The organism is Nonomuraea sp. NPDC050451 (genome assembly GCF_044458585.1).
In genome coordinates this window covers 614,423-636,188 of record NZ_JBITHZ010000002.1, presented here as the reverse complement: position 1 = coordinate 636,188, position 21,766 = coordinate 614,423, and the positions used below count along the sequence as shown (strand labels likewise).

Here is a 21,766-nt window from a genome sequence, read left to right as displayed (position 1 = left end):
GTGAACACCATGTTCGAGCAGCACCGCGAGACTCTGGAGAAGGCGCTGTCCGCCATCGCCGAACGGGGATACTGGAGCGCCTACCCCGAGTCGCCGAGCCCGCGCGTCTACGGCGAGGGGGCGGCCGAGCGGGGCAAGGAGGCGTTCGAGTCCTACCTCGGCAAGCCGTTCCCCCTCGACCAGCCGGGCACCGGGTCCTGGATCGGCGCCGAGCGCTCGCCGTACGGCATCGACCTCGGCGTCACCTACCCACAGCCGCTCGTGGACGACCTGATCGCCGCGGCCCAGGCGGCGCTGCCCGCCTGGCGCGACGCCGGGCCCGAGGCCCGCGCGCTGGCCTGCGTCGAGATCGTCGACCGGATCAACCGGCGCAGCTTCGAGCTGGCCAACGCGGTGCAGCACACGACCGGGCAGGCGTTCGTGATGGCCTTCCAGGCGGGCGGGCCGCACGCGCAGGACCGCGCGCTCGAGGCCGTCGCGTACGGCTACGCGGCCATGACCTCCTCGGCCGCGAGCGCCCGCTGGGAGAAGCCGGCCAAGGGCGAGCCGCTGGTCATGGACAAGCGCTTCACGGTCGTGCCCCGGGGTGTCGCGCTGGTGATCGGCTGCAACACGTTCCCGACCTGGAATTCGTACCCGGGGCTGTTCGCCTCGCTCGTCACCGGCAACCCGGTGATCGTCAAGCCCCATCCGCGCGCGGTGCTGCCACTCGCCATCACGGTGCGGATCGCCCGCGAGGTGCTGGCCGAGGCGGGCTTCGACCCCGGGCTGGTCGCGCTCGCGGCGGAGGAGGGGCAGGGGCTGGCCAAGACGCTCGCCACCCACCCCGACGTCCGCATCGTCGACTTCACCGGCTCCACGGAGTTCGGCGAATGGCTGGAGCAGAACGCGCGGCAGGCGCTCGTGCACACCGAGAAGGCGGGAGTCAACACGATCGTCGTCGACTCGACCGACTCCTGGCGCGGCATGCTGGGCAACCTGGCGTTCTCGCTGTCGCTCTACAGCGGCCAGATGTGCACGGCGCCGCAGAACATCCTCGTGCCGGCCGGCGGGATCGAGACGGACGAGGGGCACAAGAGCTTCGACGAGGTCTGCGCCGGGCTGGCGGGCGCCGTCGGCAAGCTGCTCGGGGACGACGCCCGCGCGGTGGAGCTGACCGGGGCCATCGTCAACCCCGACGTGCTGGCCCGCGTGGAGGCGGCGCCGTCGCTGGGCGAGGTGGTGCTGGAGTCGCGCGCCGTCAAGCACCCGGGGTTCCCGGACGCGGTGGTGCGGACGCCGGTGATCGTGAAGGTCTCGCCGGACGACTCCGACGTCTACGGGCGGGAGCATTTCGGGCCGATCGCGTTCGTCGTCCCGACGGGGTCGACGCAGGAGAGCCTCGACGTGCTGCGCCGCACGATCAAGGTCCGCGGGGCGCTCACGGCCGCCGCCTACTCGACCTCCGCCGAGGTGCTCGACCAGGCCGAACGGGCCGCCGTCGACGCGGGGGTGAACCTGTCGTGCAACCTGACGGGTGGCGTCTTCGTCAACCAGTCGGCGGCGTTCAGCGACTACCACGGCACGGGCGCCAACCCGGCCGCCACGGCTTCGCTCACGGACCCGGGCTACGTGGCGGGCCGCTTCCACATCGTCCAAACCCGGCGCCCAGCGTGACCCACCCGCCGACCGCCCCGGGCCCGCGTGACGGACACCGGATCGTCGCCGTCCACGCGCGGCAGGCGCCAGGTCCCCCTTGCGCGGCGTCGACCGGCGCGACCATCGGCGACGTCGCGGCGGAGGCGCCGCGCCGGTGGCGGGTCGCCGGGCGGTGCGGCGTATTCGCGAGGCGGCGTGACGCAAGTGCCCGGCGGGGCCACGGCAGGCGGCGTCGGGTGGGGTGGCGTTGGGAGAGGGGGCGTTGGAGGGGGAAGGGGTGGTGGCGGGTGCTGACCGCGCTGCGGGAGGAGTGGTGATGGCCAAACCGTTCGCCTCGTCGGCCGATCTCGGCGAGAAGAAGCAGTCCCTGGAGGTGCTGGCCGAGGGCGTGTACGCGCTCACGGCAGAAGGCGATCCGAATGTGGGCGCCATCGAGGCCGAGGACTTCCTCGTCTGCTTCGAGGCGCTCGCCACGCCCGTGGCCGCCCGCGAGTGGCTGGCCAGGCTGCGGGAGTACACCGACAAACCGATCAGGTACCTGGTGCTGTCGCACTACCACGCCGTCCGGGTGCTGGGCGCGTCGGCGTTCGGCGCGGACGTGATCGTGACGCACGACAAGACCCGCGAGCTGATCGCCGAGCGTGGCGAGCAGGACTGGGCCAGCGAGTACGGCAGGATGCCCCGCCTGTTCAAGGAGCCCGAGTCGATCCCCGGGCTGACGTGGCCGACGGCGACGTTCAGCGACACGTTCACCATCGACCTGGGCGGCGACCGGGGCGACCTGGTGCTGGCCTACTGCGGACGCGGCCACACCGAGGGCGACCTGGTGGCCTGGCTGCCGAAGCAGCGGATCATGTTCGCGGGCGACCTCGTCGAGTCCCAGGCCGCCCTCTACACCGGCGACGCCTTCCACCTCGACTGGTCCGCCGCGACGCTCGACAAGGTCGCGTCGTTCGGGGCGGAGACGCTGGTCGGGGGCAGGGGCGCGGTGGCGCGCGGCAGGCACGGGGTGGACGCGGCCATCGCTCAGACGCGTGACTTCCTCGCCGTGATGCTGCGCGAGGTCGGCGCGGCGGGCTCGGTCAAGGAGGCGTTCGAGCGCACGCACCGGGAGCTGGAACCCCGGTACGGGGCCTGGCCGATCTTCGAGCACTGCCTGCCGTTCAACGTCTCCAGGCTCTGGGACGAGTTGCACGGCGTCGAGCGCCCGCGCATCTGGACCGCCGAGCGCGACCGCGAAGTCTGGGACCAGCTCCAATCTTGACTTCCTCCTCCTCGTAACCGAGGGGGATTCCAACCCTCACGGGTTGGGCTTCCTGCTTCACCGCCGACCGCCTGCCAGAGAGGACTCTCTGTGAGGTCTTACATCAGCTCCACAGGCGTTTCAGCTCTCCGCCAGCCCGGCGGCGAGCACGTTCTTGGCAGCGTTGACGTCCCGGTCATGGACCACGCCACAGGCACATGTCCATTCCCGGATGGTCAGCGGCATGCTCCCGACGAGCGTGCCACACGCCGAACACAGCTTGGAGGAGGGAAACCAGCGGTCCACCGCCACCAGCGCGCGGCCGTACCAGGCGGCCTTGTACTCCAGCATCATCCGCAACTCCCGCCAGGCCGCGTCCGAGATGGCGCGGGCGAACCGGTGGTTTTTGACCAGGTTGCGGATGGTGAGGTCCTCCACGGCGATCACTTGGTTATCGCGAACAAGCCGGGTGGACAGTTGGTGCAGGAAATCCCGGCGCCGGTCGGTGATCCGCGCGTACACGCGGGCCACCTTGAGCCGGGCTTTGGCGCGGTTGTTCGACCCTTTCGTCTTGCGGGCGAGCTCACGCTGGGCCTTGGCGAGCTTGCGCCGGTCGACCCGCTCGTGCCTAGGGTTGACGATCTTCTCCCCGCTGGACAAGGTGACCAGCGCCGTGAGGCCCGCGTCCACCCCCACCGACGCCTCGACCGGCGGCAGCGGGGAGATCTTCTCCTCCACCAGGATCGACACGAACCATCGCCCGGCCGCATCGCGCGAGACGGCCACCGTGGACGGCTCCGCTCCCTCCGGCAGCGGGCGCGACCAGCGAATGTCGAGCGGCGCGTCCATCTTCGCCAGCGTCAGGCGGCCATCGCGCCAGCGGAACGCGCTACGGGTGTACTCGGCGCCGGCCCGCGCCTTCTTGCGGGACTTGAACGTCGGATACCTGGCCCGCTTGGCGAAGAAGTTCGCAAAGGCCGCTTGCAGGTGCCGCAATGCCTGCTGGAGCGGAACGCTGGACACCTCGGCCAGGAACGCCAGTTCGGGCGTCTTCTTCCAGGCCGTCAGGGCCGCCGACGACTCCACGTAGGAGGCGCGACGACCCTGCAGGGCATAGGCGCGGGTCCGCTCCTCCAGCGCCTTGTTGTAGACCAGGCGCACGCAGCCGAACGTCCGGGCAAGCTCGTCGGCCTGCTCGGAGGTCGGGTAGAAGCGGTACTTGTAGGCCCGCTTCACGATCTGCGCCACTCCTCACATTCTAAAGAAGGATCGGTTAAAGGATGGGGTGTTGCGGCGAACGGCGGTCCGCCTGAGGCCCGAACACCCGCTCCTGCCCTGCCTCGCAGGAGCCCGAATCCTCTTGAGCCTAAAGGATCGGGTTTCCTTGGAGACTTTCGATGAACGCCCCAGCCAGTGCGCAGGTCATCGTGGTCGGGGCGGGGCCGGTCGGGCAGAGTGCCGCGCTGCTGCTGGCCCGCTGGGGCATCCAGGTGCTGGTGCTCGACCGGCGGCCCAGGCGCGACTCCACCGGGTCGAAGTCCATCTGCCAGCAGCGCGACGTGCTCGACATCTGGACCGCCGCCGGGGCGGGCAAGATCGCCGAGGAGGGGCTGGCCTGGGCGACCGCCCGCACGTACTACCGCGACCGCGAGCTGTTCTCCTGGTCGTTCGAGCGCGAGGGCCCGCTGCCTGCGTGCGTGAACATCTCCCAGACCCGCACCGAGCAGATCCTGGACGAGGCCATCGCGGCGCAGCCGCTCATCGAGGTGCGCTGGGACCACGAGGTCACCGGCCTCGACCAGGACCCCTCGGGCGTGACGGTCCGCTGCGGCCAGCGCTCGCTGCGCGCGTCCTACGCGCTGGTCTGCGCGGGGGCCAGGGCCCAGCAGGTACGCCAGGCGCTCGGCGTCTCGTTCGACGGGGAGACGTTCGACGACCAGTTCCTCATCTGCGACATCAAGGCCGACCTGCCCGGCTGGGAGAACGAGCGCCGCTTCTACTTCGACCCGCTGTGGAACCCGGGCCGCCAGGTCCTGATCCACCCCTGCCCGGGAGGCACGTTCCGGATCGACTGGCAGATCCCGCCCGACTTCATCCCAACAAAGGCCGATATTTCGCGAAAAATCAGGCAGATCATCGGTGACCGGCCCTACGACCTGCTCTGGCACAGCACGTACCGCTTCCACTCCCGCCTCGCCTCCCGCATGCGCGTCGGCCGGGTCCTGCTGGCCGGCGACAGCGCCCACCTGGTGGCCCCGTTCGGCGCCAGAGGGCTCAACTCCGGCGTGCCCGACGCCGAGAACGCCGCCTGGAAGCTGGCCTTCGTGCTCAACGGCTGGGCGGGGGAGGGGCTGCTGGAGTCGTACCACGCCGAGCGGCACGCGGCCGCGCGGGAGAACCTCGAGATCACCGCCGCCACGATGCGCTTCCTCGCGCCCAGGACCGTGGCGGAGCGCATGCGCAGGCGGGCCGTGCTGGAGGGCGGGCTGGTGGCGGAGGTGGACTCGGGCCGGTTCGCGGAGCCGTTCTGGTACGTGGACTCGCCGCTGACGACCCCCGAGCCGACGCGGCCGTTCGAAGGCAGGCCGCCCAAGGGGGCGCTGTGCGTTCCGGCGCCCGGCGTGATCCTTCCGGACGTGCGACTTCCGGGCGGCAGATTGCGGGAGTTCTGTCGCGACGGATTTCTCGTGTTGTTGGGTGATATGTGCGATTCGCGTTTGTTTGCGCAGGTCTTGGGCAAGGTCACTACGGCGCCGCTCGCCGTGCGCGGGCTCGCGGAGATGGATGGGACCGGCTCGCTCGCTGAAAGGCTCGGCGCCGGACCGGATGAGGCATGGCTCATCAGGCCCGACTCCCACATCGCCGCGATCATCCCCCATGCGGGTCCGGACTCGATGGCGGGCGCCGTCCGCCGTGTGCTCGGCGAACAATAGGAGGAACTGCGTGACTGGCCGTAGCTCGTTTCTGATCGTCGCGAACCGCTTGCCGGTGGATCGGACGCTCGAGCCTGACGGAACGGCCTCGTGGCGCAGGAGCCCTGGCGGGCTCGTGACCGCGATCGCACCGGTGATGAAGCGCCGCCACGGAGCCTGGCTCGGCTGGCACGGAGCCCCCGACGAGAAGCTGGAGCCGTTCGAGCAGGACGGCATGAACCTCATCCCGATCCCGCTGTCGGCCGGTGAGGTGGAGCTGTACTACGAGGGCTTCTCCAACGCCACGCTCTGGCCGCTCTATCACGACGTGGTGGCGCCGCCGGTGTTCGACCGGGCGATGTGGGACACCTACCGCGCCGTCAACGAGCGCTTCGCCAACGCCGCCGCCGACGCCGCCGAGAAGGGCGCGGTGGTCTGGGTGCAGGACTACCAGCTCCAGCTCGTCCCGGCCATGCTGCGCAGGCTCAGGCCGGATCTGCGGATCGGGTTCTTCCTGCACATCCCCTTCCCGCCGACAGAGCTGTTCTGGCGGCTGCCGTGGCGCAAGGACCTCGTCGAAGGGCTGCTCGGGGCCGACCTGGTGGGCTTCCAGCTGCCCGGCGGGGCCTCCAACTTCCGGCGGCTGTGCCGCAGGCTGCTCGGACTGCCGTACAAGGGGAACGAGATCTTCCTCGACGACCGGGTGGTGACCACGCAGGCGTTCCCCATCTCGGTGGACTTCGGGCAACTGGACTCGCTGGTGCGCGACCCCCAGATCATGGCGCGGGCCAAGGAGGTCAGGGCGGAGCTGGGCGATCCCGAGCATGTGCTGCTCGGCGTCGACCGGCTCGACTACACCAAGGGCATCGGGCAGCGGCTGGAGGCGTTCGGCGAGCTGCTCAAGGACGGGCGGCTGAAGGCGAACGAGGCCGTGTTCGTGCAGATCGCCACGCCCAGCAGGGAGCGGGTGGAGGAGTACAAGCGGCTGCGCGACGACATCGAGCTGCAGGTCGGTCGGATCAACGGCGAGCACGCGCAGCTCGGCTACCAGCCGGTCCAGTATTTCCACCAGTCGTACGACCACTCCGAGCTGGCCGCCCTCTACCTGGCCGCCGACGTCATGGTCGTGACCCCGCTGCGCGACGGGATGAACCTGGTCGCCAAGGAGTACGTCTCCTGCCACCACGACCTGCACGGCGCGCTGGTGCTCAGCGAGTTCGCCGGGGCGGCCGACGAGCTGCGCCAGGCCTATCTGGTCAACCCGTACGACGTGGAGGACGTCAAGCGGCAGATGCTGGCCGCGATGCGGGCCACGCCGCACGAGCTGGCCCGGCGGATGCGCACGATGCGCCGCCGGGTCGCCACCTACGACGTGGACCGCTGGGCCAACGAGTTTCTCACTGCCCTTGAGTCACCTGCTTCACAGACTTCCACGCGTCGTAACGCTTCTTGGCGGTCCGGTTGACCACGATCTGCGCCACGGACATGCCGACGCCCATGAGCACGGCGTAGCCGATCGCCTCCCCCATGCTGACCTCGGGCGAGTCTGTGTCGAGCGGCGGCTCCTTCCCGGTCGCCTTCACCCAGACGAACCCGAGGATCTTCCTCGCCGCCCAGCCGGTCGCCAGACCCACCAGGCCGCCGATCACTCGCCAGGCGACATCGGGCTTGTCCTCCGCCATGTCGATCTCCCTTCCCCTCTGTAACGAACACTAGTCTGTACCGCTTGCCGGGCCTGCGAAGCCGTACCATATGGAGGCATGACTCAACAGCGACTACGCCATGCATCCATGCCGGAAAAGCCGACCCTCGACGGCTTGGAGCAGGTATGGGTAGCTCGCTGGGAGGACGAGGGCACCTACCGTTTCGACCGGTCCGCCTCGCGCGAGCAGGTCTACGCCATCGACACCCCGCCGCCGACCGTGTCCGGCTCGCTGCACGTCGGTCATGTCTTCTCCTTCACCCACACCGACATCATGGCCCGCTACCAGCGGATGATCGGCAAGTCGGTGTTCTACCCGATCGGCTGGGACGACAACGGCCTGCCCACCGAGCGCCGGGTGCAGAACGTCTACGGCGTGCGCTGCGACCCGTCGCTGCCCTACGACCCTGACTTCGTGCCACCGGACAAGCCCGGCAAACGTGAGATCGCCATCTCGCGGCGCAATTTCGTGGAGCTGTGCCACAAGCTGACCGCCCTCGACGAGCAGGCGTTCGAGGAGGTCTGGCGTCGGGTCGGCCTGTCGGTCGACTGGTCGCTGCTCTACACCACGATCAGCGACGAGGCGCAGGCGGTCTCCCAGCGCGCGTTCCTGCGCAACCTGCTGCGCGGCGAGGCCTACCTCGCCGAGGCGCCGACGCTGTGGGACGTCACCTTCCGCACCGCCGTCGCCCAGGCCGAGCTCGAAGACCGGGAGTGGCCGGGCGCGTTCCACAAGATCTCGTTCTACGGCGAGAAGGGGCCGGTCTTCATCGAGACGACCAGGCCCGAGCTGATCCCGGCGTGCGTGGCGCTGGTCGCCCACCCCGACGACGAGCGCTACCAGCCGCTGTTCGGCACGTCGGTGCTGACGCCGCTGTTCGGGGTTGAGGTGCCGGTGCTGGCCCACCGGCTGGCCGAGCCCGACAAGGGCACCGGCATCGCCATGATCTGCACGTTCGGCGACATCACCGACGTCACCTGGTGGCGGGAGCTGCACCTGCCGACCCGGCCGGTCATCGGCTGGGACGGGCGGCTGCTGCCCGAGCCGCCGGAGGGCGTGGAGGCGGAGCCGTACAAGGAGCTGGCCGGCAAGACCGTGCACAGCGCCCGCGAGCGGATCGTGGAGCTGCTGCGGGAGTCCGGCGACCTCGATGGTGAGCCGAGGCCCGTCTCGCGCACGGTCAAGTTCTACGAGAAGGGCGACCGGCCGCTCGAGATCGTCACCACCCGCCAGTGGTACATCCGCAACGGCGGGCGCGACGAGGAGCTGCGTGAGCGGCTGCTGGGGCGCGGACGCGAGCTGACCTGGCACCCGCCGCACATGCGCGTGCGCTACGACAACTGGGTCGAGGGGCTCACCAGCGACTGGCTGATCTCGCGCCAGCGGTTCTTCGGCGTGCCGTTCCCGGTGTGGTATCCGATCGACGAGTCGGGGCAGCCCGTCCACGACGCGCCGATCGTGCCCACGGAGGACATGCTGCCGGTCGACCCGTCCTCCGACGCGCCGCCCGGCTACACCGAGGATCAGCGCGGCGTGCCCGGCGGGTTCATGGCCGACCCCGACGTGATGGACACCTGGGCCACCTCCTCGCTGACGCCGCAGATCGCGGGCCGCTGGGAGACCGACGACGACCTGTTCAAGCGGGTCTTCCCGGCCGACCTGCGGCCGCAGGCCCACGAGATCATCCGCACCTGGCTGTTCTCGACCGTGGTCAGGTCGCACTACGAGTTCGGCCAGCTGCCGTGGAGCGACGTCGCGATCTCGGGCTGGATCCTCGACCCCGACCGCAAGAAGATGTCCAAGTCCAAGGGCAACGTGGTCACCCCGCTCGACCTGCTGCAGCAGCACGGCTCCGACGCGGTGCGCTACTGGGCGGCCAACGGCCGCTACGGCGTGGACACCGCGTTCGACGCCGGGCAGCTCAAGATCGGGCGGCGGCTCGCGATCAAGATCCTCAACGCGTCCAAGTTCGTCCTCGGCCTGGCCGAGAGCGACGGGGAGGTCACCGAGCCGCTCGACCTGTCGATGCTCGCGGGCCTGTCCGACGTCGTGCGCGAGGCCGGCCAGGCATTCGAGGCCTACGACCACACCAGGGCGCTGGAGGCCGTGGAGCGCTTCTTCTGGGCCTTCTGCGACGACTATCTGGAGCTGGTCAAGGCCAGGGCCTACGAGTCCGGTCCGGCCGCCGCCTCCGCCCACGCGGCGCTGCGGCAGGCGCTCGACGTGCTGCTGCGGCTGTTCGCGCCGTTCCTGCCCTTCGTGACCGAAGAGGTGTGGTCGTGGTGGCGCGAGGGGTCGGTGCACCGGGCCCCGTGGCCCGACCTGTCGCGCGGGAGCGGAGACCCGGCCGTGCTGGCCGTGGCGTCCGAGGTGCTCGGTCAGGTGCGCAAGGCCAAGTCCGCGGCCAAGCTGTCGATGCGGGCCGAGGTCTCCAGGCTGACCGTTTGGGCGACCGAAGTCGGGCTTGTCCGCCAAGCTCAGGACGACCTTTGTGCCGCAGGCACTGTGGAGGAGTTCGTCTTGGAGTATGGTGACGAGCTGAAAGTCGAGGTCCACCTGGGCTGACGTCCGGATGGCAGGACGCCGGGCCGCCCCCCTCTGCGGGGCGCCCGGCGTCCGTGCGTTTCAGGGGTCCCGGGTCACGTCGCGGTGCATGGCCAGGAAGATCGAGTACGCCTGCCCGTCCGGCGGCGGCTGCCGCTCGCGAAACTCGTCGAACAGCTCCGCCAGTCGCCTGCGCAGCTCCGCGTGCCCCTCTGGGCTGAGCCTGAGCCCCAGCCTGACGAGGTCGGCCTTGTCGATGTCGATGAGCCTGCTCTCCTGCAGGAACGCGGCGAGCATCGCCGCGCTGCCCCCGCTCACGCCGCTCTCGCGGACGTCCATCTCCCATGACTTGCCGGTGGCCCGGTAGGGGATCTCCGTGGAGCCGCGCGGCCCGGGACGGCTGGGCTCGGCGGCGAGGAAGCCCGTCTCGACGAGTTTGCGCACGTGGTGGAGGGTGGTGGCCGGGTTCGCGTCGAGGCGGCCGGCGATCTCTTTGTTGGTGAGCGCCTGGTCGAGACAGAGCCGCAGGATGCGCAGCCGTACGGCCGAGGCCAGCGCGCGGGCCTCGGCCTCGGTGGCGGGGCGGCGTTGGGTGCCCATGGACCGCCACCCTATAACCGGTTGATTTTTATCAATCGGTCAGGGATCCTCTGACGGGTGAGCCTGTTACGCGATCACGACTTCCGCCGGTTGTTCCTCGCCGACGTCGCCAGCCAGGCGGGCAGTCAGCTCCTGGTGCTGGCCCTGCCGCTGGTGGCCGTGTCGGCGCTGCGCGCCTCGGAGTTCGAGGTGGGCCTGCTGGCGGCGTGCCAGACGCTGGCATTCGTGGTGATCGGGCTCCCCGCCGGCGCCCTCGTCGACCGGCTGCGCAAGCGCGTGGTCATGGTGGTCAGCGATTGGGCGAGGGCGCTGGCGCTCGCGTCCGTGCCGGTCGCGTGGTGGCTGGACGTGCTGGCGATCCACCAGCTGTACGCGGTGGCGCTGGTGCTGGGCGTGTTCACCGTGTTCTTCGACGTCGCGTACCAGAGCTACCTGCCCCACCTGGTCGAGCGCGAGCGGCTCGTCGAGGGCAACTCCACGCTGGAGATCGTGCGTACGGTGGCCCACGTCGGCGGGCCGAGCGGGGGCGGCTACCTGATCCACCTCCTCACCGCGCCGTTCGCGCTGGTCACCACGGTGGCCGGGTTCGCCTGGTCGGCGCTGTGCCTGGGGACGATTCGCAGGCACGAGCCCCGCCAGGAGCCCGGCAGGGCCCACCTGGGCAAGGAGATCGCCGAAGGCGTGCGATTCGTGCTCGGGCACCGGCTGCTGCGCCGCATCGCCGCCTGCACCGCCACCGCGAACTTCTTCGTCTCCGTGGCCCAGCCCATGGTCCTGCTGCTCCTGGCCAGGGAGCTCGGCCTGGACGCGGGCGCCATCGGGCTGCTCATGGCCTCGGGCGGCCTCGGCGGGATCGTCGGCGCGCTGGTCAACGCCCGGGTCGTCAGGCGGCTCGGGCAGGGGCCGGCGATGTGGCTGGGCATAGCCGTGCCCGCGCCGCTGACGTTCGTGCTGCCGTGGATGGCGGCCGACTGGCGGCTGGGGCTGTTCGTGGCCTACGAGTTCTGCGTCGGGGCGGGGGTGGTGATCTACAACGTCACGCAGCTCAGCTTCCGCCAGGGCATCACGCCCGAGCCGCTGCTGGGGCGGGTGAACGCCACCATGCGCTTCCTCGTGTGGGGCACGCTGCCGCTGGGCGGGCTGATCGGCGGCGCGCTGGGCGGGGCGATCGGCGTGCGGAACACGCTCCTGGTCGCCGCCGCCGGGGCCTGCCTGGCGTTCCTGCCGCTGGTCACCTCGCCCCTGCGCTCGATGCGCGAGCTGCCCGTCAGTAGTCGCACACTCCGGTAGGGAAGATCTGCTTCAGCCTGGCCCGCTCCTCCTCGGTCGGGTGCCAGGAGCCGTACAGGCCTCTCGCGACGGCCCGATCGACCGGCTGGAGGCGGCACTTGTAGACGCCGCCCTCCAGCGGGCCGCCCGCCACCACGCGGCTCGTCGAGTAGAGCGGGAAGCGCTGCGTGCAGGCGCCGGGGGAGCGGCGGTCGAGGATGCCGTCCCAGACGTGCGGGCCCGCGGCGATCCGCGTGCCGTCGGTGGCGAAGCAGCGGTCCACGGCCTCGGGCGGCTTGTTGCCGACCACGCCGCGCGCCGGATATTTCCGGATGTTGGCCAGCCAGGTGTCCATCGTCTCCAGCGCCTGCGGCGTCTGGTCGAACTTCGGCCCGTCAGGCCGCGCGTCCGTGAACCAGATGACCTGATTGCCCGCCCGGCCGTCGTGATCGAGCATCCGCTGCCTGGAGGCGAACGACTGGTGCGAGTTGTGCATGTCGAGCCGGTCCTCCAGGTAGTGCCGCCAGTCGATGATCGGGATGTCGATGTCGCCCCTGAACACCAGGCCGCTGCGCTGCACGTTCCTGATCGCGATCGGGTCTCCCGTGCGCCTCGGCGCCGGGTCGCCCAGGTTGATGTTGCGGGCGCTCCAGGGGTCGAAGTCGGCCGGGCAGGCGGACTGGACGAACGGGCAGCCCTCCTGGACCATGTCCGCCGCCTCCTTCCACGAGCCCGCCTTCGCGTTGACGTCCAGGAACTCGGCCGGGGTGATCACGCCGTCGGCCAGCGCCTTCAGCCCGTACTGGACGCCCACGTTGTCCCAGGTCGAGCGGGCGTACCCGTGCTCGTCCACGCCGTAGACATTGCGCACGTCGTCCCAGTGCGTCCACTGGACGGTGTCCTTGACGCCCGGCGGGTCCATGCGCTGCCACTCGGGGTCGTTGTTCGAGGTCCACAGCGGGTTCATGGTCAGCGGGGTCAGGCCGCGCCAGCCGTTGACGCACTCGTCGGAGCCCGGTTTGCCGGTGTACGGGTTCGCGACCGTGTCGTCGGCGTTCATGCCGATGAGGGCCGTCCTGTCGTCCCAGCGGGCCCAGCGCGGGTTGTGGTCCATGTAGCGTTCGAGCAGCTCGCAGTCGCCCACGTGGATGGTCTGGGTGACCATGTCCGGATAGGAGTACTGCGGGATCGCGGCGTCGATCAGCCGGTCGCCCAGGTTCTGGCCGTAGAGGTACTGCTGGATGGCGCCGCCCGAGGCGCCCACGCCCACCGTGTAGAGCGGGACGCCGTACTGCTCGATGAAGCGCTCCTTGACCATGAGGGCCGTCTCGCCGCCCAGGATCAGGTTGTAGTGGGTGGAGGTGCGGGTGCCCGACGAGTACATGATCGCGTAGCCCTTGCCCAGCCCGTACGGGTCGAGGGCGTTGCCGCCGAGCGTGCCCTGGTCGTGGCCGATGCCCACGCCGCCGTCGAACCGGTAGACCGCCCGCCCGGTCCAGCCGTCCTCGACCATGGCGATGGAGTAGAGGAAGCGGTTGATCACGCCGCGCTCCCTGCGTACCACGAAGTCGACGGTGCGGCCGTCCAGCAGCGTGGTCGTGGCCATGTCGGCGGGCCGCCCATCAGGTCCGCTCGTCGGCAGGGGCTTGAACGTGCCGTCCGTGGACCGGTAGAGGCGGTCGGTGACGGCCGGCGCGAAGCAGTCCCTGCTCCAGCCGCCCGCGACGCGCATGCCCTGGCCGTCCTGGTTGTCCACCGCTGGCGGGCCGAGGCCGCTGCGCTCGGTCTTGCACAGGAACGGGTACTGGTGCGGTCCCGAGAAGACCGGGCCCTCGATGGGGTGGTTGCGTAACGTCAGCGTCCGCCGCTCCCGGCCCGCCGTCGCGACGATCGTGTTGGCGCCCGTCTTCAGGCCGGTGACCAGGGCCGTGAGGCCGTCCTTGGTCTGTTTGAAGGCCGCCGTGACGTCCTCGCCGTCGCGCGTGACGCGCAGCCGCGTGCCCTCGCGGTGGCGGACCCTGAGCAGGGCGTCACCGCCGGTCACCTGGCCGGGGCGGCTGGAGAGCACGTCCAGCGCCAGATCGGCGCGGGAGGCGTACGCGGGGGCGGGTAAGAGCGACGCGAGCACGGTGAGGACCACCACAGCCTTCATGACCACGACGGTGACACGCCGTCCACTTCTTGCACAGGCCCGACCTTGGGGAGGGGGCTTGTGCTGGTTCCGCTGCCTTCGCGTTGCTCTGTTGTCAGCCGCCCCATGATTTATGGGCGCGCATCCGGGCCGCGGACGTGCCAGTCTTGAACACGTGTTGCCCGATCGCCCAACCAAGCTCGTGCCGCCCGTGCTGGCCAAGATGGCCGCGTGGTGCGCGTGCCTGATCCTCGTCGGCGTGGTGGTCTACTTCTTCGCCCTCGTCATCGCCCGGCTCACGTTCGTGGCGCTGCCCGTGGCGATCGCGCTGCTGCTCACCGCGCTGCTGTTCCCGCTGACCAACAGCCTGCGCCAGGCGGGCATGCGGCCCATCTACGCCACCTGGATCACCATGCTGGTGGCCCTGGCCATCCTCGTCGGCACCGGGTGGCTGGTGGGCGCGCGGGCCAGCGACGAGTTCCCCAACCTCGTCCAGCAGGTGCAGGCGACGGCCCGATCGGTGCAGGACTGGCTGATCACCGGCCCCCTGCACCTCAAAGAGGCGCAGATCACGAGCTACGTCGACGAGATCGCCACCATGGTCAACACGCAGCGCACGGCCATCACCGGCACCGTGCTGTCGGCAGGCGCGGTCGCCTTCGAGGTGCTCGCGTCCATCGTGCTGCTGCTGTTCGTGACGTTCTTCCTGCTCAAGGACGGCGACCGCATCTGGGCGTGGGTCCTGCGGGGGTTCGGCACCGTCGCGCCGCGCGTTGACCGGGCCGGGCGGGCCGCCTGGGCCACGCTCTCCCACTACGTGCAGGGCACCGTGGCCGTGGCCGCCGTGCACGGGCTGATCATGGGCATCGTGCTGGCGGGCATGGGCGTGCCGCTGTGGGCGCCGCTGGCCGTGCTGATCTTCTTCGCCAGCTTCATCCCCATCGTCGGCATCTTCTTCGCCGGCACGGTCGCCACCCTCGTCACGCTGGGCGCCAAGGGGCTCGTCTACGCGCTGATCTTCCTCGGGATCCTCATCGTCGAGCAGCAGCTGGAAAATCACGTGCTCCAGCCGCTGATCGTGGGCCGCGCGCTCAACTTCCATCCGCTGGCGATCATCCTGGTCCTGGCCATCGGCGGCATCCTGGCCGGCATCGCGGGGGCCGCCGTCGCCGTGCCGGTGGCCGCGGTGATCTACCGGGCGCTGCCCGAGCTGAGACACCAACCGCCCGCCCTGCCACCGCCCAGCCACGGCCCCGGCGAGGACAAGGGGCCCAGAGGGGACGCCGGGGGAGGGCCCGGCGAGGTCCCCCGTCCGCGCGGCGAGGGAGCCGCTCCCCGCGACGACGTGTCCGGACCGCGCGGCGCTGAGCCCGGCGGCAGAGGCGCCGAGCCCGGGAGCAAGGGCGAGAACGGCCGGCGGGTCGACACCGAGTAACCTCGTCAGCCGTGACCCCCTGTCTCCTCTCCGCTCCCTCGGGCACGACACTCCACTCGCGCGCCCGGTGCGACGGCATCGCGGGCGGGAAGGCGTACCTTGAGGCTGAGGGGCGAAACGGCCCCCGACGGTCCGGCCGCCCGTCCGCGCGGCGGCGTTGTTCGTCGAGGTGAGCATGGGACACTTCGCCAAGCACGCCACCGTACAGAACACCAGGACTACGAGGTGAACCCTTGAGCAACGTAGAGGTCCTCATCCAGCGGCTCGACGCCGGGCTGCCGATGCCGTCCTACGCCCACGCGGGAGACGCGGGCGCCGACCTCTACGCGGCCGAGGACGTCGAGCTGCTGCCCGGCGAGCGGGCCGTCGTCGGGACGGGCGTCGCGATCGCCCTGCCCGACGGCTACGCCGCGTTCGTCCACCCGAGGTCCGGGCTGGCCGCCAAGCACGGCGTCACGCTGGTCAACGCCCCGGGCACGGTCGACGCGGGCTACCGCGGCGAGATCAGGGTGACCCTGATCAATACCGACGCCAAGGAGCCGTTCCGCCTCCAGCGGGGCGACCGGGTGGCCCAGCTCGTGGTCCAGCGGGTCGAGCGCGCGGCCTTCTACGAGGTGGAGGGCCTGCCCGGTTCGGTGCGTGGCGCCAACGGGTTCGGATCGACAGGACGATGACCAATGGGCCGCGCTGACGGCCCCGCGAGCGAGGAGAGTGAGGAACGTGTTCCGACGTCGTCGTCGTGAGCAGCCGGACCAGGTGGCCGAGCAGGAGTCTGCCGCCCCTGTACGAGAGGCCGGCCCGTGGGACGCCGACGAGCCCCACCCGGAGACCGACAGGATCGACCTGGGCGGCCTGCGGCTGCCGCACAATCCCGACTTCGACGTCCGGCTGGCCTCCGTCGGAGACCAGCACGTCGGTGTCGTCGTCCTCTACGAGGAGAGCTCGCTGCAGCTCCAGGCCCTGGCCGCACCGCGCAGCTCGGGCCTGTGGGACGAGGTCAAGACCAAGATCCTGGCCCAGGCACAGCATCTGGAGGAGCGGGAGGGCCCGTTCGGCAGAGAGCTGAAGGGCGAGATGAAGGTCGACGACGGCTCCCGTCCCGCCCGATATCTCGGCATCGACGGGCCCCGCTGGTTCCTGCTCGCGGTGATCTCCGGCAAGGCGGCGCTCGACGAGGCCCTCGCGGCGGCGTACATCGACTTCGTCAAGGACGTCGTGGTGGTCCGGGGCAGCGAGCCGATGGCCCGCGAGGAGCCCATCCCGCTGCGCCGCCCCAACGAACAAGCAGGCGACAAGGCGGACGAGCGGCCCGGGCTCAACCCGTTCAAACGGGGACCCGAAATCAGCGAGATTCGCTGAGGGCTGACATCGCGCCGACATCACATAGGCTGATTCATCATGAGTACGGCAGAGCCTCCGAAACGCGGGGGATTGCGCGGCTTCTTTAGTCGGCTGGCCTCACCCCAGTCCGAGATCGAGGCCCAGGAACTGCGAGAAGACGCCGACGAGGTGGGTGCGACCCCCATCGTGTCGTGTGGCGGCCGCCGGCGCTTCTGCGTGGCGGGTACGCTACGTACGGTGACACTCCGTCCGAGGGGCGGTGCCCCCGCCCTCGAGGCCGAGCTCTACGACGGGTCCGACGTGATCGACCTGGTCTGGCTCGGCCGCCGCAAGATCGCGGGCATCGAGCCGGGCCGCACGGTCAAGGCCGAGGGCCTGGTCAGCATGCAGGACGGACGCAAGGTGATGTTCAATCCGCGTTACGAGCTGCGCCCAGGGAGTTGACACGTGAGTGCTGAGGCGGAAGAGGTCGCCCACGACACCGTTGAGGCGGCGGTGCGAGCCCAGCTCGCCAAGGCGTTCGGCGGAGTGCGCGGCATCATCGAGGCGGCGATCCCGACGATCGCGTTCACGCTGTGCTGGGTCACCAGCGAGGAGCTGAAGCTGTCGCTCATCGTCAGCGTCTCGCTCTCGGTGGTGCTGCTGCTGGTGAGGATCGTGCAGCGGTCCACGCCGCAGTTCGTGATCAACAGCCTGATCGGCATCGCGATCGGCGCGTTCTTCGCCAGCCGCACCGGCGACGCGAAGGACTACTTCCTGCCCGGCATCCTGTGGAACGCCGGCTACATGGTGGCGATGCTGCTGTCCATCGTCACCCGGTGGCCGGTGGTGGGCTTCCTGATCGGCTCGGTCACGGGCGACCCGACCGCCTGGCACAAGGACGCGGGCATCGTGAAGCTGTGCACCCGGCTGACCTGGCTGCTCCTGCTGCCGTGCGCTGTCCGGGTGGCCGTGCAGGGGCCGGTCTACTGGTTCGGCGGCGGCAACGAGGCGGTCGCCGCCCTCGGCGTCGCCAAGATCGCCATGGGCTGGCCGCTCCAGGTGGCCGCCCTCGGCGCCATGCTCTGGGTCCTGGGCCGCGGCCGCACCCCGATCAAGCCCCCGGTCGCCCCGGCCTGACTCCTGCGGCTCGGCCGCCCATCCGGCCGAGCCGCACACCCCTGCTCGGCGTGCGCGCGCCTCGGTAAAGATCTCCGGATCGTTCCCTTGACGAGCTGATCCACTTGTGCGGGTACGAAGGCTGGCGAACGATCACTTCGAGCCAATCGGGGGCCCCGATGCACACACGCGCCGTCACCGCCCTGGCCACGACCGTCGCAGCCCTGCTCCTGTCATCCGCGCCGGCGGTCGCCGACGACTGGAAGGGGCCGGAAGAGGCTCTGTGCGAACGCTACATGGAGTTCCTGGAGACGGGCTTCATCGTGCTGCCCATGAAGATCACCGCAAGCTGCGTCGACCCGGACGACCCGCGCCTCCGCATGACCTTCGACTGAGCGCCGGTTCCGCTCCGGAAAAGACCTCTCGCTCCCTGTGGCGAGGGGTCTTTCGTCATCGGCTGGGTTGCCCCATGGTCACCTCTCGGCACACACGGCACACCGGTAAAGACCTCCGGATCGATCCTGTCGACGTAGGCGTGCGCCAGGGTCTTACGCGACGTCATTGTTTACGCCCCAGCGGAACGTAGTTCCTCCGATGAGCCGCAGTCCTCGCCCAGAGCACTAGGTACCGTTGGGTTCGCGCATCCGGGGGACGGTCAGTGCGCCCCGGTCAATCACATCGATACGCGCAGTAGCCTCACCGATCTCCCGGACGGCCACCGTGATCAGCCCGCCCGCCAGCCCCGAGACGGTGTGCAGGACGGCGTTGGCGACCAGTTCGCTCACCACGAGCAGTGCGTCGCCTATGTGACCGGCGACTGAGCGCCGGTTCCGACAAGGGAGATCACTATGATCGACTACACGACCAGGTGACCTTCACCCTGGCAAGCGACATTTCACTGAAGCGAGGGCCAGAACTTCGGCGGCGTCTTGGCTGGATCGATGAGATGTAGGCGACTGGCCGCGGTCGGATCGATCCCACGCAAGGTGACCAACCGCTGACCATCAGACTCCTCCAGCAAGGTCAGCGCACCAGGCAGACCGGCCGCAACGGTCGCGATCGCGATGCCTATCCCGACCAGACCTGGGTGCTTGTGGGAGTACTCGACCCGATGTATCCCGAGGCGGCGATGGCCGCGACCTCTCGGGGACGCTGCATCTGCCGCCCGTCGTTGGTCAGGATCGCATCAAACCCGTCAGCCGCAGCCCGGGGGTAGAGCGTCTCATCGCGGGTTCCAGACCAGCCATCAAGATCGAGCAGATGCACAATCTCATGGTTCAGAATGAATGTGGTGAGGACCTGGTGGAGCGGCTTGGGGACGTTCTCATCCAGCAGCAGCCTCACGCGGCTCCCTAGGGAGGTCGTAGCTGTCGACGTAATCAGCGAAGTCCTTCGCGTCCAATGCCGCGGGGGCCGTCACGCTCGGGTAGTACTTGGAGATCTCCTCGGCTGGCACCCCGTCGCGCAACAACGCTGCGACCTCGTCATAGGGCACGCGGGTGCCTTCGATCACCGGGATTCCGCCCCTGACGGCCGGATCAATGGTGACGTGGTCACGAGGCCGAAGTAGATCGGGAATGTGCCGGCCATCCCGGTAGAACGGGCGTAGGACGTCCACCATCTCATGGATGACCACGTGGGCCTTGCGATGCACGAGGTCGGTCGCCTGTCCGGGCTCCACGAGATAGATCGTGGAGCCATCGGTCACCAGGCGGTAAGCCGACAGGTGCTCACGCTCCCGCAGGTCGTCACGAAGCGTGTCCAGAGCTCGCCGAATCTTCTGCAGCGAGGTGTCATTACGCAGTTTCACGCAGGTCCGCAGTGCCACCAGGTCGCGGAAGGAGTAGAGAATGGGGCGGCTCTCGGAGATCTCAGCAATGAGTACGGCTCCACGGCCGGCGCTGGCCTTACGCCAGTGCGAGAGTTGGCGAAGTGTGGCACCCGACAGCGCCGCCGCAAGCTTCGGACTGTAGGACATCGGCTCCACCCCTCCCTCTTCTCGATCGAGAACTCGCATCGGAGTCATCATCGCAAAGATCTCCTCGCCGCACCTGCATTGAATGAGAGTTGGCATGCAGCCTGAGCTTCCGGATGGCGTGGGGCACAAGAGCAGGCGGAGTCAAGATCGGGCCGAGGATCAGGCCATCCTTCTAACCCGGGTGGCCAGATGCCGTTTGCTTCCTGTCACCGTCGTCATCTGCCGCAACAGTTTTACGCCACGGTAATCAGGGTCGCGTCCGGGGGCGCGGGGACCGGCAGGTCCCCGCCTGGGGGTGTGGGGGTTTGCCCCCACACAACGCAGCCCGAGCTCCTGTCGCGCGAAGCGCGCCCCAATGGGAGGACCGTGCCTTTGCGGGGTCGAAGGGGCGGAGCCCCTGGGAGGCAGGGCCCGAGTGCTCGCACGGCGCGAAGCGCCCCCAAGGCGAGGACCTCGCTTTTCGGCCCCGGGCCCGTACCCGCCTCTAGTGCTGGGAGAGGAGGTGGGCGAGCTCCTGCTCCACCTCCTGGTTCGCGACGAACAGCAGCTCGTCGCCCGCCTCCAGCGGGTCGTCCGCCGTCGGAACCAGAACCCGGCCCTCCCGGAGGATCGCCACCAGGGCCGAGTCGACCGGCCACGGCACCGAGCCGGCTCGCTGGCCCACGACCGGGGCGTCCTCGGCCAGGGTGAGCTCCACGAGGTTGGCCTGGCCCTGGCGGAAGGTCATCAGGCGGACGAGGTCGCCGACGCTGACCGCCTCCTCCACCAGGGCGCTCAGCAGGCGCGGGGTCGAGACGGCCACGTCGACGCCCCAGGACTCGTTGAAGAGCCACTCGTTGTTGGGGTGGTTGATGCGGGCCACCACGCGCGGCACGCCGTACTCGGTCTTGGCCAGCAGCGAGACCACCAGGTTGACCTTGTCGTCGCCGGAGGAGGCGACCACGACGTGGCAGTTGTTGAGCCCGGCCTCGTCGAGGGAGGCGATCTCGCAGGCGTCGGCGAGGAGCCATTCGGCGCGCGGCACGCTGTCGATCTTGATGGCCCGGGGGTCCACGTCGATGAGCAGGACCTCGTGGCCGTTCTCCAGGAGCTCGGCCGCGATGGAGCGGCCCACGGCGCCCGCTCCGGCGATGGCGACGCGCATCACTCGTCCTCTTCCGGTGCCGCGGCGAGCACCTTGTTGATCCGGTCCATGTCGTTCTCCGCGGCGATGACGTGGAGCACGTCGCCCTCCTGCACCACGGTGTCCTCCGTGATGGTCAGGGCCTCGCCCATGCGGTTGATGAAGGCCACGCGCGTCTTGACGCGGTGCTCGAGGTCGACGACGCGGGTGCCGATCCACTCGGAGTGGGCGGTGACCTCGGCCAGGATGATCGTGCCCGTGGGGTCGCGCCAGAGCGGCTCGGCGCCCTCGGGCAGGATGCGGCGCAGGATCTGGTCGGCCGTCCACCGCACGGTCGCCACCGTGGGGATGCCGAGCCGCTGGTAGACCTCGGCGCGGCGGGGGTCGTAGATGCGGGCCACCACGTTGTCCACGCCGAACGTCTCGCGGGCCACGCGGGCGGAGATGATGTTGGAGTTGTCGCCGCTGGAGACCGCGACATACGCGGCGGCGGACTCGATGCCGGCCTCGGTGAGCACGTCGCGATCGAAGCCCACGCCCGTCACCCGCCGCCCTCGGAACCCGGCGCGAAGCCGCCGGAACGCCTGCGGGTCGCGGTCGATGATGGCGACGGAATGGCCGCTGTCCTCGAGGATATGAGCGAGAGTCGAACCGACCCGGCCACACCCCATGATCACTATATGCATTTCCCCCCGCACTTTCGCGGTCGGCCCATTGCTGGACACCAGTATGGCCCGAGGGGGGAGCGCCT

At 69.8% G+C, this 21,766-nt stretch carries 21 protein-coding genes; 12 read left to right on the top strand and 9 right to left on the bottom strand.

Annotated elements, in window-relative coordinates; all coding sequences use genetic code 11:
- Window positions 1-9 precede the first annotated feature (9 nt).
- A complete protein-coding gene (gene paaN / locus ACIBI9_RS08980; protein WP_397221387.1) occupies window positions 10-1,656 on the top strand; it encodes a phenylacetic acid degradation protein PaaN in 1,647 nt (548 codons plus the stop codon).
- A gap of 298 nt (window positions 1,657-1,954) precedes the next feature.
- The gene (locus ACIBI9_RS08975; protein ID WP_397221386.1) at window positions 1,955-2,902 is read left to right on the top strand and encodes an MBL fold metallo-hydrolase; all 948 of its coding nucleotides are present in this window, start codon (window positions 1,955-1,957) and stop codon (window positions 2,900-2,902) included.
- A gap of 120 nt (window positions 2,903-3,022) precedes the next feature.
- On the opposite strand, the gene ACIBI9_RS08970 is transcribed toward ACIBI9_RS08975, so the two are convergent.
- Window positions 3,023-4,129, bottom strand: a complete 1,107-nt coding sequence (locus ACIBI9_RS08970) for an RNA-guided endonuclease InsQ/TnpB family protein (RefSeq protein WP_397221385.1) — start codon at window positions 4,127-4,129, stop codon at window positions 3,023-3,025.
- A 149-nt stretch (window positions 4,130-4,278) separates the two neighbouring features.
- Here ACIBI9_RS08970 and ACIBI9_RS08965 point away from each other — a divergent pair, with 149 nt between their 5' ends.
- Complete coding sequence (locus tag ACIBI9_RS08965) at window positions 4,279-5,814, top strand: FAD-dependent monooxygenase (protein ID WP_397221384.1); 1,536 nt, start codon at window positions 4,279-4,281, stop codon at window positions 5,812-5,814.
- Window positions 5,815-5,824: 10 nt separating this feature from the next.
- A complete protein-coding gene (locus ACIBI9_RS08960) occupies window positions 5,825-7,258 on the top strand; it encodes a trehalose-6-phosphate synthase (protein WP_397221383.1) in 1,434 nt (477 codons plus the stop codon).
- Here ACIBI9_RS08960 and ACIBI9_RS08955 read toward each other — a convergent pair.
- On the bottom strand, window positions 7,191-7,475 hold the full coding sequence (locus ACIBI9_RS08955; RefSeq protein ID WP_397221382.1) for a DUF4235 domain-containing protein: 285 nt from the start codon (window positions 7,473-7,475) through the stop codon (window positions 7,191-7,193). The two genes, ACIBI9_RS08960 and ACIBI9_RS08955, sit on opposite strands and share 68 nt — an antisense overlap.
- 108 nt (window positions 7,476-7,583) lie before the next feature.
- Between ACIBI9_RS08955 and valS the strand changes: the two genes are divergently transcribed.
- The gene (valS, locus tag ACIBI9_RS08950; protein ID WP_397221381.1) at window positions 7,584-10,061 is read left to right on the top strand and encodes a valine--tRNA ligase; all 2,478 of its coding nucleotides are present in this window, start codon (window positions 7,584-7,586) and stop codon (window positions 10,059-10,061) included.
- 60 nt (window positions 10,062-10,121) lie between these two features.
- On the opposite strand, the gene ACIBI9_RS08945 is transcribed toward valS, so the two are convergent.
- Window positions 10,122-10,640, bottom strand: coding sequence for an ArsR/SmtB family transcription factor (locus tag ACIBI9_RS08945; RefSeq protein WP_397221380.1), 519 nt, complete (start codon window positions 10,638-10,640; stop codon window positions 10,122-10,124).
- 57 nt (window positions 10,641-10,697) lie between these two features.
- Between ACIBI9_RS08945 and ACIBI9_RS08940 the strand changes: the two genes are divergently transcribed.
- On the top strand, window positions 10,698-11,930 hold the full coding sequence (locus ACIBI9_RS08940) for an MFS transporter (RefSeq protein WP_397221379.1): 1,233 nt from the start codon (window positions 10,698-10,700) through the stop codon (window positions 11,928-11,930).
- Here ACIBI9_RS08940 and ACIBI9_RS08935 read toward each other — a convergent pair.
- Window positions 11,908-14,061, bottom strand: coding sequence for a DUF6351 family protein (locus tag ACIBI9_RS08935; protein WP_397221378.1), 2,154 nt, complete (start codon window positions 14,059-14,061; stop codon window positions 11,908-11,910). The two genes, ACIBI9_RS08940 and ACIBI9_RS08935, sit on opposite strands and share 23 nt — an antisense overlap.
- A 154-nt stretch (window positions 14,062-14,215) precedes the next feature.
- Here ACIBI9_RS08935 and ACIBI9_RS08930 point away from each other — a divergent pair, with 154 nt between their 5' ends.
- The 6 genes from ACIBI9_RS08930 (at window position 14,216) to ACIBI9_RS08905 (ending at window position 18,309) form a co-directional block, all read left to right on the top strand.
- On the top strand, window positions 14,216-15,475 hold the full coding sequence (locus tag ACIBI9_RS08930; RefSeq protein WP_397221377.1) for an AI-2E family transporter: 1,260 nt from the start codon (window positions 14,216-14,218) through the stop codon (window positions 15,473-15,475).
- A gap of 233 nt (window positions 15,476-15,708) precedes the next feature.
- Window positions 15,709-16,149, top strand: a complete 441-nt coding sequence (gene dut, locus ACIBI9_RS08925; RefSeq protein WP_397221376.1) for a dUTP diphosphatase — start codon at window positions 15,709-15,711, stop codon at window positions 16,147-16,149.
- A gap of 46 nt (window positions 16,150-16,195) precedes the next feature.
- Window positions 16,196-16,834 (top strand): DUF3710 domain-containing protein, encoded by a 639-nt coding sequence (locus ACIBI9_RS08920; RefSeq protein WP_397221375.1) that lies wholly within the window; start codon window positions 16,196-16,198, stop codon window positions 16,832-16,834.
- A 39-nt stretch (window positions 16,835-16,873) separates the two neighbouring features.
- Window positions 16,874-17,260 carry an OB-fold nucleic acid binding domain-containing protein gene (locus ACIBI9_RS08915; RefSeq protein WP_090929309.1) on the top strand — a complete coding sequence of 129 codons (387 nt, stop codon included), beginning with the start codon at window positions 16,874-16,876 and terminating at the stop codon, window positions 17,258-17,260.
- A 3-nt stretch (window positions 17,261-17,263) separates the two neighbouring features.
- Window positions 17,264-17,935: a DUF3159 domain-containing protein gene (locus ACIBI9_RS08910; protein ID WP_397221374.1), complete on the top strand. Its 672-nt coding sequence runs from the start codon at window positions 17,264-17,266 to the stop codon at window positions 17,933-17,935.
- Window positions 17,936-18,093: 158 nt separating this feature from the next.
- A complete protein-coding gene (locus ACIBI9_RS08905; RefSeq protein ID WP_397221373.1) occupies window positions 18,094-18,309 on the top strand; it encodes a hypothetical protein in 216 nt (71 codons plus the stop codon).
- Window positions 18,310-18,534: 225 nt separating this feature from the next.
- On the opposite strand, the gene ACIBI9_RS08900 is transcribed toward ACIBI9_RS08905, so the two are convergent.
- From ACIBI9_RS08900 to ACIBI9_RS08880, 5 genes are all read right to left on the bottom strand, one after another.
- Complete coding sequence (locus ACIBI9_RS08900) at window positions 18,535-18,699, bottom strand: hypothetical protein (protein WP_397221372.1); 165 nt, start codon at window positions 18,697-18,699, stop codon at window positions 18,535-18,537.
- A 283-nt stretch (window positions 18,700-18,982) separates the two neighbouring features.
- On the bottom strand, window positions 18,983-19,258 hold the full coding sequence (locus tag ACIBI9_RS08895; RefSeq protein ID WP_397221371.1) for a hypothetical protein: 276 nt from the start codon (window positions 19,256-19,258) through the stop codon (window positions 18,983-18,985).
- Window positions 19,239-19,931: a DUF433 domain-containing protein gene (locus tag ACIBI9_RS08890; protein WP_397221370.1), complete on the bottom strand. Its 693-nt coding sequence runs from the start codon at window positions 19,929-19,931 to the stop codon at window positions 19,239-19,241. Before ACIBI9_RS08890 ends, ACIBI9_RS08895 begins: the two co-directional genes overlap by 20 nt.
- Before the next feature lie 445 nt (window positions 19,932-20,376).
- Window positions 20,377-21,036, bottom strand: a complete 660-nt coding sequence (locus tag ACIBI9_RS08885) for a TrkA family potassium uptake protein (protein ID WP_350722859.1) — start codon at window positions 21,034-21,036, stop codon at window positions 20,377-20,379.
- The gene (locus tag ACIBI9_RS08880; protein ID WP_397221369.1) at window positions 21,036-21,701 is read right to left on the bottom strand and encodes a potassium channel family protein; all 666 of its coding nucleotides are present in this window, start codon (window positions 21,699-21,701) and stop codon (window positions 21,036-21,038) included. The genes ACIBI9_RS08885 and ACIBI9_RS08880 overlap by 1 nt, the downstream gene beginning before the upstream one ends.
- Window positions 21,702-21,766 lie beyond the last annotated feature (65 nt).